The sequence below is a fragment of the Streptomyces sp. NPDC058683 genome (assembly GCF_042716195.1).
Taxonomy (GTDB): Bacteria; Actinomycetota; Actinomycetes; order Streptomycetales; family Streptomycetaceae; genus Streptomyces.
Genome location: NZ_JBHXSK010000014.1, coordinates 32,154 through 46,539, shown reverse-complemented (window position 1 = coordinate 46,539; position 14,386 = coordinate 32,154). Strand labels below are relative to the sequence as shown.

Here is a 14,386-nt window from a genome sequence, read left to right as displayed (position 1 = left end):
ACGAACACGCTGTTCATGCCCGCGGCCGGGGCGGCGGACGGCCTCGCGGACTTCGCCTTCACTCACCCCGGCATCCTGCACACGGCCGACGACCTGGCCCGCATGCGATCCGCGGTCGCCACGAGACAGTCCCCGATCTACGACGGCTATCTCGCCCTCGCCGCCCACGCCCGCTCGCAGAGCACGTACACCGTCCAGAACACCGGCCAGATCACCTCCTGGGGCCGCGGCCCCGCCAACTTCCAGAACCAGGCCGTCGCCGACTCGGCCGCCGCCTACCAGAACGCCCTGCTCTGGGCCGTCACCGGCGACCGCGCGCACGCAGACAAGGCCCGCGACATCCTCAATGCCTGGTCCGGCTCCCTCACCATCGTCACCGGTGCCGACGGCCCGCTCGGCGCGGGCCTGCAGGGCTTCAAGTTCGCCAACGCGGCCGAACTCCTGCGCCACACCGGCTACGACGGCTGGGCGGACGCCGACATCGCCCGCTGCGCGGCGTCCTTCCTCGACGTCTGGTATCCGGCCGTCTCCGGCTACATGCTCTACGCCAACGGCAACTGGGACCTGACGGCCCTTCAGACCATCCTGGCCATCGGCGTGTTCTGCGAGGAACGCGCCCTCTACGAGGACGCCCTGCGGTTCGCCGCCGCCGGCGCGGGCAACGGCAGCGTCCGCCACCGCGTCGTCACCGACGCCGGCCAGGGCCAGGAGTCCGGCCGCGACCAGGGCCACGAACAGCTCGCGGTGGGCCTGATGGGCGACGCGGCCCAGGTCGCCTGGAACCAGGGCGTGGACCTGTGGGGCTACGACGGCAACCGCATCCTCGCCAACGCGGAGTACGCGGCCCGCTACAACCTCGGTGACGACGTCCCCTTCACCCCGGACCTGGACCGCACCGGCAAGTACGTCAAGACGGCGGTCTCGGCGGTCTCCCGGGGCACCCTGCCCCCGGTCTACGAGATGTACTACGCCCACTACGCGGGGGTCCGCGGCCTCGCCACGCCCCACACGCAAGCCGCCGTCTTCCGCGGCACCGGCGGCATCCGGGTCGTCGAGGGCAGCAACGACGACCTGCCGAGCTGGGGCACCTTCGCCTACGCGGGCGCCGCGGCCCCCGCCCCGAGCGTGCCGACGCCGCCGGCGGGCCTCACGGCGGACGGCGACGCGCACGCGGTCACGGTGTCCTGGCTGCCGTCGGCGGGCGCGACGCGCTACGAGGTGCGGCGCGCCGAACACCCGGGCGGTCCCCACGAGCGGCTTGCCGAGGTACGGTCGCCGTCGTACAGCGACGGAGGGGTACGCCCCGGCCGGACCTACTACTACTCGGTCGTCGCCGCCAACTCCCTCGGGAGGAGCGGGAGTTCGGCCGTGGTCTCGGCGACCGCCGGACTCCCGCGTCCGTGGCGGACCCGGGACCTGGGAGCCGTACGCATCCCCGGGTCGGCGCGCTTCGACGGTGAACGGTTCGTGCTGGAGGCGAGCGGCACCGCGGACACCTACCGCCTCGTTCACCTCCCGCTGCACGGCGACGGCAGTGTCACCGCCCGGATCGTCTGGCCGCTCAGCTCGCAGTACGCCAAGACCGGCGTCACCCTCAGGGCGTCGCTCGACCCGTCCGACGCCCATGCCTCGACGCTGATCCAGGGGCTGCCCCTGCACACCTGGAGCGGGGTGTGGAGCGTGCGCCCGGCGGCCGGTGCCGGGATCTCCGCGACCGGGAGCACCCCGGTGCCGCCCAGCCAGCAGCGGGCCATCACCACCGGCGCCGGCTTCCCGATCTCCGACCTGGGCACGCTGCCCGAGTCGGCGACCCCGCTGACGGCCCCGTACGTCGAGGGAGCGGGGGACGGCTATCGGCTGCGGGCGCCGTACTGGGTGCGGGTGACCCGGGAGGGGGACCGCTGCACCGGGGCGATCTCCGCGGACGGGGTGCGGTGGACCGAGGTGGGATCGACCGTGTGCGAGCTGCCGCGTACCGCGTACGCCGGGCTCGTCCTCACCTCCTGCCTGGGCATCGACGAGGAGTACGCCGAGACCGGCACGGGCGCCTTCGACAACGTCAGTGTGGTGTCCCGGGGTGGCGCGGGGTGGCGGGTGCCGCGCCCGGTCCGCCGGGCCACCGATCTGCTCGCCGCCGCCGGCTCCGGCGGGGTCGAGCTGGCCTGGACCGACCCGGACCCGTCGGCCCGCTACACCGTGCTGCGCGCCCCGTCCGCGCACGGGCCGTACCGGACCCTCGCCCGGGACGCGGGTGCGGTCGGCTTCGGCACCCGGGTGCGGTACACGGACGGGAGCGGTACCTCCGGGACGACGTACCACTACGCCGTGGCCAAGACCAACTGCGCGGGCCGCGGGCCGCGTTCGGCGTCCGTCGGCGCGGTGATGCCCGCCGTCACCACGGCCACGGCACCCCCGGCCGCCGTCGTCCCGGCCCTCCCCGAGCCCTGGACCGGCGGCGACCTCGGTGACGTGGTCCTCGACCGCGGCGCTTACGGCACCCTCGGCGTCGTCGCCGTCCTCACCCCGGGCGACGCGGCCTACGCCGACGGCGCCTTTACCGTGCGCGGCGCCGGAGCCGACCTCAACGTCAACTCACAGGGGATGACAGGCCAGTTCGTACGACGCCAGGTCTCCGGCGACTGCGAACTCACCGCCCGGCTCGTCTCCCGCTCCGGGGCCACCGCCGACCGGGTGGGGCTCCTCATGACCAAGTCGCTGTCGCCCTTCGACCAGGCGGCCGGCCTGATCGTCACCGGTGGGGCCGGCGCCCAGCTGATGCTGCGCCCGACCGTCGCCGGAGCCTCCGCCTTCACCGGGACCGCCGCAGTCCGACTGCCCCTGCTGCTGCGGCTGAAGCGCACCGGGACCGCCTTCGCCGCCGCCGTCTCCGCCGATGACGGCGTCACCTGGAGCCCGCTCGCCACGGGCACGATCCCCGCCTTCGGTGACGCCCCCTACCACGTGGGCCTGGTGGTGTGCTCCCGCACCCCGTCGGCCCTCGGCACCGCGCAATTCGAAGAGGTGAGTGTCGCACTCACCTGAACTCCCCCCACCGAAGGAGAACCATCGCGATGAGCCGCCGCGAGCAACACCGCCCCGGGACGGGCGGGTTGAGCCGCCGCAATGTCCTGAAGTCAGCCGCCGCCCTCGCCGTCGCCGCCTCGGTCACCGTCCCCGAGACGGCCGGCGCGGCCCCGGCGACCTTCACCCACCCCGGCATGCTCCACAACGCCGGTGACATCAACCGCGCCAAGGTACGGGTCGCCGCCGGCACCGACCCCTGGCTGTCCGGCTGGAACAGGCTGACCGCCAACTCCCACTCCCAGTCGACCTGGACCAACCGGGCCACGGCCACGATCATCCGTGGCGGCACCGGACAGAACTACAGCCTGCTCTACAACGACATCGCCGCCGCCTACCAGAACGCCCTGCGCTGGAAGGTCGGCGGCACCGAGGCCAACGCGGTCTGCGCCGCGAACATCCTCAACGCCTGGTCGAGGACGCTGACATCGGTCACCGGGAACGCCGACCGGTTCCTCGCCGCCGGCCTCTACGGCTGGCAGTTCGCCAACGCGTGCGAGCTGATGCGCGACTACGCCGGCTTCGACCTCGCCGCGGCGCAGGCGATGCTCGCAGGCGTCTTCTACCCGCTCAACAACAGCTTCCTGATCAACCACAACGACGCCTGCATCACCAACTACTGGGCCAACTGGGACCTGTGCAACATGGCCTCGATCCTGGCCATCGGGATCCTCAACGGGGACAAGGCCAAGTACGACCAGGCCGTCACGTACTTCAAGTCCGGCGCCGGCAACGGCTCGATCGCGCACGCCGTGCCCTACCTGTACACCGACTCCGACGGCTACGCCCTCGGTCAGTGGCAGGAGTCCGGCCGCGACCAGGGCCACACCGTCCTGGGCATGGGCCAGATGGGCGCGATCTGCGAGATGGCCTGGAACCAGGGCGACGACCTGTACTCGTACGACAGCCGTCGCTTCATGAAGGCCGCCCAGTACGTCGCGAAGTACAACTCGGGCAGCGACGTGCCCTTCACCACCTACACCTGGGGCACCGGGCAGAGCTGCGCCCAGTCGTCCCAGACGGTGGTCTCCGCCTCCTCCCGCGGCCAGATCCGCCCCGTGTGGGCGATGCTCCACTTCCACTACAACCGGCGCATCAACCTCGACGACAAGTACGTCTCCGCCATGTACTACAACCTGGTCGCCCCCGAGGGCGGCGGCGGGGACTACGGCTCCGACAGCGGCGGCTACGACCAGCTCGGCTTCGGCACCCTGATGTACGCCAAGTAGCCGCGCGTAGCCACCCGAACGCCGTGGGTGCCGGAATACCGGGAGCGAATGTGGTGCTCTGGTCGTACCGGCGTTGAGGCACGCGCGGCGGGAGGAGCTGGTGGCGGATGACGGCAGACCGGACGGACCTCGAGGACCCCGTGGCCGGCACCCCGTTCGGGGCGGTGCGCGGCAGGTGGGAGAACTCGGTCGCGGTGTTCCGCGGCATCCCCTACGCCGCCCCGCCCTTCGGGGCGCACCGGTTCCGTCCGCCCGTGCCGCCCGAACCCTGGGACGGCGTCCGGGACGCGGGCGCCTTCGGGCCGACGGCGCCCAAACCGCCGTACTCGGAGGCGTTCGCGCAGTATCTGTCCGACCCCGTGATCCCCGGCGACGACTGCCTCAACCTCAACGTGTGGACCCCGGAGCCGGGCCCCGGCGCCCGGTTCCCGGTCCTGGTCTGGCTGCACGGCGGCGCCCTGACCAGAGGCTCGTCAGCCGTACCCGTGTACGACGGTCATGCGTTCGCCCGTGACGGGGTCGTCTTCGTCTCGGTCAACTACCGGCTGGGGGTCGAGGGCTACGGCCTGTTCCCCGACACCCCGCACAACCCCGGCCTGCGCGACCAACTCGCCGCCCTGCGCTGGGTCCACGACACCATCGCCGGCTTCGGCGGCGACCCGGACCGCATCACCCTGTGCGGCCAGTCCGCCGGCGCCATCAGCGCCGGCGCCCTGCTCGCCGCACCCCAGGCCCAGGGCCTGATCCGCCGGGCCGTGCTGCAGAGCGGCCCGCCCGAGACCGCGGAGCGCGACAAGGTCCGGCGCATGGTCCGCCGGATGGCCAACCGCCTGCGGATCCCCGCCACCGCCCAGGCCTTCGCCGAGGTCGACCGCGAACTGCTGCTGCACACCCAGGCCGAGGTCGGCCGGCTGAGCAGCCCGGTCCTGGGCGGCCCCGCCTTCGGCATCGTCGTCGACGGCGACCTCGTCCCGCGCGACCCGCTCCAGGCCCTCCTCGACGGCGATGCGGCCCACGGCGTCGACCTCCTCATGGGCTGGACCCGCGACGAGTACCGGCTCTGGCTGGTCCCCGGCGGCCTCCTCGACCACGTCGACCGGCTCGGCCCGGTCGCCCTCGCCGGCGCCATGGCCCGCTGCCACGTCGGCCACGAGGTGCCGCGCGGCTACCGCGCCCTGCACCCCGAGGTCGGCCCCGCCGAGACCGTCGGCCAGATGGTCACCGACCACCTGCTCCGCCGCCCGCTGCACCGGCTGGCCGAGGCCCGCCCGGGCTCGTCGTACCTCTACGAGTTCGCCTGGCCCTCCAACCGCCCGCGGCTCGGCGCCTGCCACGCCCTGGAGCTGGGCTTCGTCTTCGACACCGGGGACGGGCCCGACGCGGCCCGGCTGGCCGGCGAGGGCGCCCCGCAGCGGCTGGCCGACGAGACGCACGGCGCCTGGGTCCGCTTCGCCACCACCGGCGACCCCGGCTGGCAGCCCTGGGACGACACCCACCCGGTCCGCGTCCTCGGCGACGGCGAACCCCACACGGTGTCCGGCCCCCGGGACCGCGAGTTCGCCCTCTGGACACCCACCGCCGTGCCGCCCCCCGAACGGACCGCCGAACTGGCCCTGGCCGTACGCCGGCTGCGCCGCTCAATGGCCGCCGTACGCCGCCACTGAGTCCCGTACGACCACATGCGTGCCGAGGAGCAGATGCTCGTCGGCCGACTCCCCGCCGTGCCCGAGCGCGGTCCGCACGGCGAGCCGCCCCAGCTCCTCGTAGGGCACGTGCACGGTGGTCAGGGCCGGGTGCAGATCACGGGCGAACGGGATGTCGTCGTACCCGGCCACCGACACGTCCCCCGGCACGTCGAGCCCCGCCTCGTGCAGGGCGGTCAGCGCACCCGCCGCCACCATGTCGGTCGCGGCGACCACGGCGCTGAACTCCAGCCGCCGCGCGAGCGCCTGCCGCATCAGCCGGTGCCCGGAGTCCCGGGTGAAGTCGCCGTGCAGCAGCAGAGCGGGGTCGGGTTCGAGGTCCCGGGCCCGGTGGGCGGCGAGATAGCCGCGCTCGCGCCCCATCGCCGTCGTGTGGTCCGGCTTTCCGCCGAGGAACAGCACCCGCCGATGACCCTGCGCGAGCACATGGGCCACCAGGGCATGGGCGCCGCCCTCGTTGTCGTACTCGATGACCGTGACCGGCGCGCCGGGCCCGAGCGGCGGCCGCCCGCACAGCACGAGCCGGGAACCGGCCGAGGCCAGCGAGTCGGCGGTACGACGGGTCCGCTCCCGGTACTCGGGCGTGTCCGCCGCCCCGCCCACGAGAATCACGGCGGCGGCCCGCTGGGCACGCATCATCCCGATGAACTCCAGCTCACGCCCGACATCGCCGTCGGTGCTGCAGACGAGACTCAGATGCCCGAGCCGGGCCGCCTCCCGCTCCACGCCGTACGCCATGTGCGCGAACGAGGGCCCGGTGATGTCCTCCAGCACGAAGGCGAGGGTGGGCGTACCGGCCCCGGCGACGGCCTTGGCTCGGGCGTCGGCGACGTAGTCCAGCTCGCGGACGGCCCGCAGGACGCGCGTACGAGTGGCGGCGCTGACGGGGTAGTCGCCGCCGAGCACACGGGAGACGGTGGAGGCGGACACCCCGGCGCGCGCGGCGACATCACGGACGGTGCTCCGCCCGGCTTCCGCGCTCTTCCTGGTCAACCCCACCCCCGGCAACTAGCCAACGTCGGGACACTAGCGCCCTCTCAGGGGCGCGGGACAGTATCAATGTGCGGCTCCGCCGCGTGGGCGCGATCAGCACCCACCGAGCCCGCAGCCGCCCACCGCCCGAACCCCGACGGCGAACCGGCGCCCCTCACACCACCCGGGCGATCCCGGCAATCGCCTCCGGCCCCACCCGACAGCACCCCCCGATCAACCGAGCCCCCGCGTCCCGCCACCCCTCGACCTGCCCGGTGTCGAACAGCGACCGCCCCGTCCACGCCCGAGCCTCCGCGTCCCACACCTCCCCGCTGTTGGGATAGACGACCACCGGCTTCCCGGTGACCCGCGCCGCCACCTCGACCGCGCCGGGCACCTCCTCGGGCGCACAGCAGTTCACCCCCACCGCGATCACCTCGTCCACGTCGGCGGCCAGGGCGAACGCCTCCGCCAGCGGCTGCCCCGCCCGAGTCCGCCCGCCCGCCACGCTGTACGACAGCCAGGCCGGCACCCCGAGGCCCCGCACCGCCCGCAGCAGCGCCGCCGCCTCGTCGGTGTCCGGCACGGTCTCCAGCGCCAGCACGTCCGGCCCCGCCCCGGCCAGCACCTCGAGCCGTGGCCGGTGGAACCGCTCCAGCTCGTCGACGCCCAGCCCGTACCGCCCCCGGTACTCGGAGCCGTCCGCGAGCATCGCCCCGTACGGCCCGACCGAGGCGGCCACCCACAGCGGCCGTACGATCCCCTCCGCCCGCGCCCGCCGTACCGCGTCCTGCCCCATCTCCACGCTCAGCGCGAGCAGCCGGGCGGCCTCTTCGTGCGGGATCCCGCGCTTGGCGAAGCCCTCGAAGGTGGCCTGGTAGCTGGCGGTGATCGCGACGTCCGCGCCCGCCCTGAAGTACGCGAGGTGTGCGTCGCGGACCGCGTCGGGGCGGTCGGCCAGCAGCCGTGCCGACCACAGTTCGTCGCTCAGGTCGTGCCCGGCGGCGGCCAGCTGGTTGGACATGCCGCCGTCGAGCACGACCGTCCCGGCGGCGAGGGCGTCGGCGAGACCGGGGGAGTTGTCGCTGGTCATGCCTCCGACGCTAGTCGACCCGGTGGCGAACGGACCGACCGCGTCCACTGCGTGAACAGACCGCCCTCCGTACGGAGACCGGGGTCTTGAGCCCGTGAAGCCGCCGTCCGTCACCCCGGCCGGGTCGAACACGCGCCGGCCGGTTCGGGCGGACGCTCCGGCGGATGCCCGGCCCCCGTGCCGGCCAGGGCTGTGGCCGGCTTTCTGAGGGTGCCGAAGACCGCTTCGATCCACTGCCGTCCCCGGGCGATTCTGCTCCTGCGGTGCGGGCGAGGGGTCGCGGGCCCGCGTCTGTCAGGCGGGGCCAGGTCCTGTTCGGACCAGACGACCTTGCCGCCCGACACCGGCCGGGAGTCCCATCTGCGCGACAGCTGGGCGACCAGGAAGAGACCGCGGCCGTTCTCGTCGGTGGGGTGTGCGCGACTCGGCCGCGGCAGGCACTCGCTGGTGTCGAACACCTCGCAGGTCAGGGCCTGATGCTGGATCAGTCGCAGACCGATCGGGTCGGTGCTGTGGCGGACGGCGTTGGTGACCAGTTCGCTGACGATCAGCTCCGTGGCGTCCTCAAGACCGTCCAGGCCCCATTCGGCCAGCTGACGGGCTGCCATGTGGCGGGCGCAGCGGACCGCGGCCTGGTCGGACGGCAGCGTCCAGGAGGCGACCTGGCTCGGGCGGAGCGAGAGGGTGCGAACGAGGAGCAGGGTGACATCGTCGGACGGGGCCTGGCCCGGGACGGTCTCCATCGCGCGGGTGCAGAGGTCGTCCAGGGAGCGCCGCGGTTGTGCCAGGGCGGTGCCCAGGCGGTGCATTCCCGCGTCGATGTCATGGTCGCGGGTCTCGATCAGGCCGTCGGTGTACAGGGCGAGGAGACTTCCCTCGGGCAGTTCCAGCTCCACGGCCTCGAAAGGGACCCCCGCCCCGATACCGAGGGGGGTTCCGGCGGGGAGGTCGGGGAAGACGACCCGGCCCCGCGGGTCGATGATCGCGGGCGGGGGGTGCCCGGCCCGTGCCATGGTGCACTTCCGGGTGGCCGGGTCGTAGACGGCGTACAGACAGGTGGCGCCCATCACGGCGGTCATCTGGCCCGGGGTGTCGGGGACTCCCTCGCCCAGTCGCTGGATCGTGTCGTCGAGGCGGGTCAGCAGTTCGTCGGGGGGCAGTTCCATCTCGGCGAGCATGTGTACGGCGGTGCGGAGCCGGCCCATGGCCGCGGTGGCGTTGATGCCGTGGCCGACCACGTCGCCGACGACGAGGGCGACCCGGGCGCCGGACAGCGGGATCACGTCGAACCAGTCGCCCCCGACCCCGATGTCCAGGTCGGCGGGCAGATAGCGCGAGGCCGCCTCGACCGCCGTGCCGCCCCTCAGGCGCTGAGGGAGCAGGTTGCACTGGAGCGCGAGTGCCGTGGCGTGTTCGCGGGCGTACAGGCGAGCGCTGTCCAGCGACAGCGCGGCGCGGTTGACGAGTTCCTCGGCGAGGAGCAGATCGTCCTCCTGGAACGGCACCGGGTCCTCGGTGCGGATGAACACCGCCACCCCCAGCAGGACCTGCCTCGCACGAATGGGCACGACCATCAGGGAGTGGATGCCGTTCTCCTGGATCTTCTGCGCCCGCACCGGATCCTGGTCGATCCAGGTGCCCGGAGCGGTGTCCAGGACCGGCTCCAGATGGGATCTTCCGGTGCGCAGCACGTCGGTGAAGGGCGCGGCCGGCGGCACGGGGACCGGCTCACCGCGAACCCACGGGGATTCCGGGACCCCCTGGCGGATCGAGGCCAGACCGGCCCGCCGGAAGACGGGGAGGCGCTCGCCGATCGGGCCGACGCGGACCGGGGGCCCTTCGCCGGACGGGACCGAATGCTCCAGGTCGACGAAGGCGAAGTCGGCGAACAGCGGCACCGCGAGGTCGACCAGTTCCTGGCTGGTCTGCATCGCATCCAGGGTGCCCCCGAGACGCGTACTGGCCTCGGTGAGAATGGCGAGGCGCTCGTGCGCCCGCCGGCTCTCGGTGACATCGACGCTGATGGCGCACACCCCCAGCGCCTGGCCTTCGGCGTCCAGGAGGCAGAAGAACGAAGCCACGAGGGCGCGCCCCGGGCGCGGGCTCGTCGGCACCCACCTGCGGAACTCGTGGACCTTGGTGGTGCCACTGCGGAGTACCTGCCGCATCACTGCCTCAAGTGCTTCGACCTCGACACCGGGCAGCGCGTCGGCGACCCGGCGCCCGAGCCGCCGGTCACGGGAGACGCCGTCGTGGCTCTCCACCGTGTCGTTCACCCAGGCGCAACGCAGCTGCGTGTCACGAACGACGACGCCGATCGGTGCGCGGGTGAGGAGCGACTCCCGCACCGATCCGTTCATCGCCTCCTGGGAGAGCTTGCGGATGTCGGTCACGGACACGAGCCACCGGACCGCTCCGTCCTGCCCCCACAGCATCGACATCCGCAGGCTGACGGTGAGCATGCGGCCGTCCCGGTGGCGCACTGCCGTGGTGCCCGACCAGCCCCTCTGGGCGCGGCACAGCTCGACGAACGCCGAAATCGTCGGCGCCTCCTCGGGGGACGGCAGCACGAGTGCGGCGGACCGGCCCACCACGTCCCCGGCGGGGTATCCGACGAGCCGCTCGGCGGCCCGTGTCCATCCGAGCACCGTCCCCTGCTCGTCGAGCATCGCGACCGCCGAGTCGGATATCTCGCGCGTGTTCCTCTGATTACCGAGTGTCGCCTGGTGAGTGCTGGGCATCGAACTCTGTCCTTAGCTCCGGAAGGCGCGCGTTTGACCGTTTTGCGCCGTGTGGGGTGATTGACAGGATGGCGCCCTGATTTGTGACAGCCACGACGCGTGGCGCCCGTGCCGGCATGAAAAGGGCCCCGCCCTGCGGTGTCCGCTACGGCCTCTCGCAGGGACGGGGCCGCCCGCCACCGTCGCTCGGTCGGGCGGGCCGCGGGCGACTGTCCCCTGACGCCCGCCTCTCGAAAATAAAACGAACAGTTCTTTTTTACAAGTCCCGACGTCGTGTCGGGCGTAAGAAAAATGAATGTTCGTATTGACCCGGTCTCGTCAGAGCCGCAGGATGGGGGCGAAAGAGAACGATCATTTCGGGAGGGGTGGCGGCATGGCCACGACGCAGGCCGGGGCGCTCGGCGGCGCTGCTGACACCGTCCCGTCCGGCCGGCCGGATGTCGTCGGTCCGCTGCCGTCGGTCGCGGACGGCGGGGGCCGCGTGCGCCCGGAGGGCCTGCCGCGCGTGCTGCCCCCGTGGCCGGTGCGGCGATGAGCGGCTCGCCCCGGACCGAGCCGGGCGGCAGCGGAGACGACCGGGCCGCGGCTTCGGAAGCGGAAGCCCGGGCGGAACCGGCGGACGAGGACGACGGGTGGGCATCCCGGTCGCGCTCCCGACCGCGCGTCGCGCTCGCCACGGGCGCCGTCGTGACGTTGCTCTGTGCCGAGCTGGCGTTTGTCGCGCCCTACGCACGTCGTGCGGCAGGCCGGCTGTCCCACGCTCAACCCGCCTGGTTCCTGCTGGCCGTCGTCGGCGAGATGGTGTCGATGGCGGCCTTCGCCCGGCTGCAGCGCCTGGCGCTGGGTACGGGCGGGTTGCGCGTGGGGCTGCGCGCCGCGGCTTCCGCCGTGTTCGCCGGGAACGCTCTCAGTGCGACTCTGCCCGGCGGCAGCCTGGTGTCGATCACCTACCGGACGCGGCGTATGCGTACCTGGGGCGCCAGTGTGCCCCTGATCGGCTTCACCCACGCCGTCACCGGCGTGCTGGGCGCGGTCGCACTCGTCGTGCTTGCCGGGATCGGCGGGGCTCTGGCCGGGGACAGTGCCCGGCTGGCCGGGGCGGCCCTTCAGGTGTCAGTGGCTTGTGGCGTCACCGTCGTCGCGCTCGCGCTGGTCCGCCGTACCCGTGTACTGCGCCGGCCGGTGGGCGCCCTGCTCCGTGTGTGGCGGAGACTGCGGCGCGGCGCGGGCGGGCAGACGTCGGCCGATGGCCTGCTGGGGGAGTTGGCCGCCCTGCGGCCGCCGGCCCGCTTCTGGGTCCTCGGGTTCGGCGCTGCCCTGATCAACTGGGTCGGCGATCTCGTGTGTGTGCTCGCTGTGTGCCACGCGGTGGGCTCGGCCCCGGCCTCGGACCAGGTACTGCTCGCCTACGTCGCCGCGATGACGGCCGTGTCGGCCCTGCCGCTGCTGCCCGCGGGACTCGGCCCTCTCGACGCGGCTCTGGTCCTGACGCTGCATCACGGCGGAATGCCGATGGTGGCCGCCACGGCCGCCGATCTTCTCTACCGGACCCTCAACCCAGGACTGATCGGTGCCGCCGGGTGGTCGGTCCTGCTCGTCCGACGGCGGAGTCGGTCAGGGCGTGGCCGGGGCCGGCCACAGGGCCCGCACCGCGTCGCCCACCCCCGCCACGAGCGTGGGGTCGAGCATGGCCACCTGGAGGATGTAGCCGGGTAGGACGCAGACCAGCGCGCCGGCGATCGACTCGGCGGTCACCTCGGCGGGCAGGGCGCCGCTTTCCTGGTGCTCTCGTACGACCTCCGCGAGATCGGAGCGCATCTGGGTCAGCAGGGTGCTGAACTGTCCGGCCAGCGTGGCGTTGCGCAGGGCCTCGGACCATGCCAGCACGGCCAGCCTGGCGGTGTCGTGTTCCGCGGACCGGGCCGACACGAGGTCGAGGACATCGGCGACGACCGCCCCCACGGAACCGCTGGGCCGAGTCGTGGCGACGGTATGGACCAGGGTCAGGACCTCACGCATGTTCTCTTCGGCGATGGCCAGGATCATCTCGTCCTTGCTCGCGAAGTGCCGGTACACCGCGCCCGCCGAGAGCCCGGACTCGGCGAACAGATCCTGCATCGACGTCGAGTGGAATCCGTCGCGCAGGAAGCATTGTCGGGCCGCATCCAGAATCTGGGTCCGGCGAGCGTCCATGTACTCCTGGGACACCTTCGGCATGGGGGCATCCTCTCCAAAGAAAAACGAATGTTCGTCTTGACTCGCTGGCGCAGAGCCTAGCAGACTGGATTCCTGAAGAATGATCGTTCGTTTTTGGGAGGCGAGACTGTGCAGACCCCGTTGGCGGGAAACCAGTCATGGCGTCGTGTGGCCATCATGGCAGTGGCGTTGCCGCTGGTGATCTCACTGGCAGTGTTGGCCTACGCGTGGCCCGCGGCACGCATAGCGCCGCGTGACCTGCCCGTGGGGATCGTGGGTACGAGCGCGGCGAGCCAGGCCGCGGTCGAGGGACTGGCGCACAGCAGGCCGGGCGCCTTCGACTTCCGTCTCTACCCCGACGAGGAGTCGGCGCGGACCGCTGTCAGGGAGCGGGACGTCTACGGTGCCTTCGTGGTCACCCCCGGCAGCCTCACCGTGCTGGAGTCCACCGCCGCGAGCCCGACCGTCGCCCAGCTGCTGGGCGACACGGGCCGGCAGCTGGCCGCCCGGGCATCCAAGGCGGCCGCGGACCGGGCCGCCTCGTCCGCCCACGGCACGTCCGCCCACGGCACGTCCGCACGCTCCAAGGGAGGCAAGGTCGGCGCCAAGAAGCCGGCGCGGATCCGGGTGAGGGCCGTGGACGTCGTTCGGATCTCGGCAGCCGACCCCCGGGGCGTGGTGTTCAGCTCGTCGCTGCTGCCGATGACGATCTGCGGCGTCATCATCGCCTTGGTCGCGATGTCGCTGAGGCTGCGACCTGTGGCACTTCTCCCGGCCTTGGTCGTGGTGAGCGGAGCGGCGGCCCTCGGGGTCTACGTGGTCGCCCAGGGCTTTCTCGGTGCGCTGCCGCACGAACACCTCGCGACCTGGGCCTCCCTGGCACTCACCGTTCTCGCCATCAGTGCCACCACCGCCGGGGTGGTCTCGCTGGTGGGTTCGGCGGGGGTGGGGCTGAGCGCGGCGCTCATGGTCTTCGTCGGCAATCCGTTCTCCGGCAGCACGTCCGCACCGGAGCTGCTGCCCAAGGCGGTCGACGACATCGGCCAGTGGCTGCCGCCGGGCGCCGGCGCGAGCCTCATACGCGGTACGGCCTACTTCGACGGCAATGACAGCGCGGGCCACATCGCTGTCCTTGCCCTGTGGAGCGTGCTGGGAGTGGCAGCCGTCCTGTTCGGCCACCGTGTGTCCCGCGTCGCGAAGGGCCCCGTCGTCAACGGGAGCGCGACGGCGGGTGCGGAGGATCCGGCGAACGAGGTCGCACCGCCCCACGTGCCGCCGTCCCCCGAAGAGCCCGCACACTCGTCTTCGCCCGCACGCGTCGAGACGCACGCACGCTCGCACGCCCGACACGCTGCGCGCACCTGATCGTCC

10 protein-coding genes are annotated in these 14,386 nt (G+C 72.8%); 6 read left to right on the top strand and 4 right to left on the bottom strand.

The genetic code is table 11. The annotated features are described in order from the left end of the window. The first annotated feature begins 15 nt into the window (after positions 1-15). The 3 genes from ACFWXC_RS17050 (at position 16) to ACFWXC_RS17040 (ending at position 5,974) form a co-directional block, all read left to right on the top strand. Complete coding sequence (locus ACFWXC_RS17050) at positions 16-3,042, top strand: alginate lyase family protein (RefSeq protein WP_384479673.1); 3,027 nt, start codon at positions 16-18, stop codon at positions 3,040-3,042. A gap of 29 nt (positions 3,043-3,071) precedes the next feature. Next, the gene (locus ACFWXC_RS17045) at positions 3,072-4,310 is read left to right on the top strand and encodes an alginate lyase family protein (protein ID WP_384479404.1); all 1,239 of its coding nucleotides are present in this window, start codon (positions 3,072-3,074) and stop codon (positions 4,308-4,310) included. 107 nt (positions 4,311-4,417) lie between these two features. Beyond that, positions 4,418-5,974 (top strand): carboxylesterase/lipase family protein, encoded by a 1,557-nt coding sequence (locus ACFWXC_RS17040; protein ID WP_384479403.1) that lies wholly within the window; start codon positions 4,418-4,420, stop codon positions 5,972-5,974. On the opposite strand, the gene ACFWXC_RS17035 is transcribed toward ACFWXC_RS17040, so the two are convergent. The 3 genes from ACFWXC_RS17035 to ACFWXC_RS17025 form a co-directional block, all read right to left on the bottom strand. Then, positions 5,948-7,006, bottom strand: coding sequence for a LacI family DNA-binding transcriptional regulator (locus tag ACFWXC_RS17035; RefSeq protein ID WP_384479401.1), 1,059 nt, complete (start codon positions 7,004-7,006; stop codon positions 5,948-5,950). The two genes, ACFWXC_RS17040 and ACFWXC_RS17035, sit on opposite strands and share 27 nt — an antisense overlap. Positions 7,007-7,160: 154 nt before the next feature. Further along, entirely contained in the window at positions 7,161-8,078 is a 918-nt protein-coding gene (gene mmuM / locus ACFWXC_RS17030) for a homocysteine S-methyltransferase (protein WP_384479399.1), read from the bottom strand. 110 nt (positions 8,079-8,188) lie between these two features. Next, positions 8,189-10,819: a SpoIIE family protein phosphatase gene (locus ACFWXC_RS17025; RefSeq protein ID WP_384479397.1), complete on the bottom strand. Its 2,631-nt coding sequence runs from the start codon at positions 10,817-10,819 to the stop codon at positions 8,189-8,191. A 373-nt stretch (positions 10,820-11,192) separates the two neighbouring features. On the opposite strand from ACFWXC_RS17025, the gene ACFWXC_RS17020 reads away from it, so the two are divergent. Beyond that, entirely contained in the window at positions 11,193-11,354 is a 162-nt protein-coding gene (locus tag ACFWXC_RS17020) for a hypothetical protein (protein ID WP_384479395.1), read from the top strand. After that, positions 11,351-12,535, top strand: coding sequence for a YbhN family protein (locus ACFWXC_RS17015; protein ID WP_384479394.1), 1,185 nt, complete (start codon positions 11,351-11,353; stop codon positions 12,533-12,535). The genes ACFWXC_RS17020 and ACFWXC_RS17015 overlap by 4 nt, the downstream gene beginning before the upstream one ends. Here ACFWXC_RS17015 and ACFWXC_RS17010 read toward each other — a convergent pair. Further along, on the bottom strand, positions 12,434-13,036 hold the full coding sequence (locus ACFWXC_RS17010; RefSeq protein WP_384479392.1) for a TetR/AcrR family transcriptional regulator: 603 nt from the start codon (positions 13,034-13,036) through the stop codon (positions 12,434-12,436). The two genes, ACFWXC_RS17015 and ACFWXC_RS17010, sit on opposite strands and share 102 nt — an antisense overlap. A 156-nt stretch (positions 13,037-13,192) precedes the next feature. Between ACFWXC_RS17010 and ACFWXC_RS17005 the strand changes: the two genes are divergently transcribed. Then, complete coding sequence (locus tag ACFWXC_RS17005) at positions 13,193-14,380, top strand: ABC transporter permease (protein WP_384479390.1); 1,188 nt, start codon at positions 13,193-13,195, stop codon at positions 14,378-14,380. Positions 14,381-14,386: the final 6 nt, after the last annotated feature.

Excerpts from the sequence above, each read along its gene's own strand:
- ACFWXC_RS17045 (WP_384479404.1), top strand. The coding sequence starts at position 3,072 with ATGAGCCGCCGCGAGCAACACCGCCCCGGGACGGGCGGGTTGAGCCGC.
- ACFWXC_RS17005 (WP_384479390.1), top strand. The coding sequence starts at position 13,193 with ATGGCAGTGGCGTTGCCGCTGGTGATCTCACTGGCAGTGTTGGCCTAC.
- mmuM (WP_384479399.1), bottom strand. The coding sequence starts at position 8,078 with ATGACCAGCGACAACTCCCCCGGTCTCGCCGACGCCCTCGCCGCCGGG.
- ACFWXC_RS17015 (WP_384479394.1), top strand. The coding sequence starts at position 11,351 with ATGAGCGGCTCGCCCCGGACCGAGCCGGGCGGCAGCGGAGACGACCGG.
- ACFWXC_RS17040 (WP_384479403.1), top strand. The coding sequence starts at position 4,418 with ATGACGGCAGACCGGACGGACCTCGAGGACCCCGTGGCCGGCACCCCG.
- ACFWXC_RS17020 (WP_384479395.1), top strand. The coding sequence starts at position 11,193 with ATGGCCACGACGCAGGCCGGGGCGCTCGGCGGCGCTGCTGACACCGTC.
- ACFWXC_RS17025 (WP_384479397.1), bottom strand. The coding sequence starts at position 10,819 with ATGCCCAGCACTCACCAGGCGACACTCGGTAATCAGAGGAACACGCGC.
- ACFWXC_RS17050 (WP_384479673.1), top strand. The coding sequence starts at position 16 with ATGCCCGCGGCCGGGGCGGCGGACGGCCTCGCGGACTTCGCCTTCACT.
- ACFWXC_RS17010 (WP_384479392.1), bottom strand. The coding sequence starts at position 13,036 with ATGCCGAAGGTGTCCCAGGAGTACATGGACGCTCGCCGGACCCAGATT.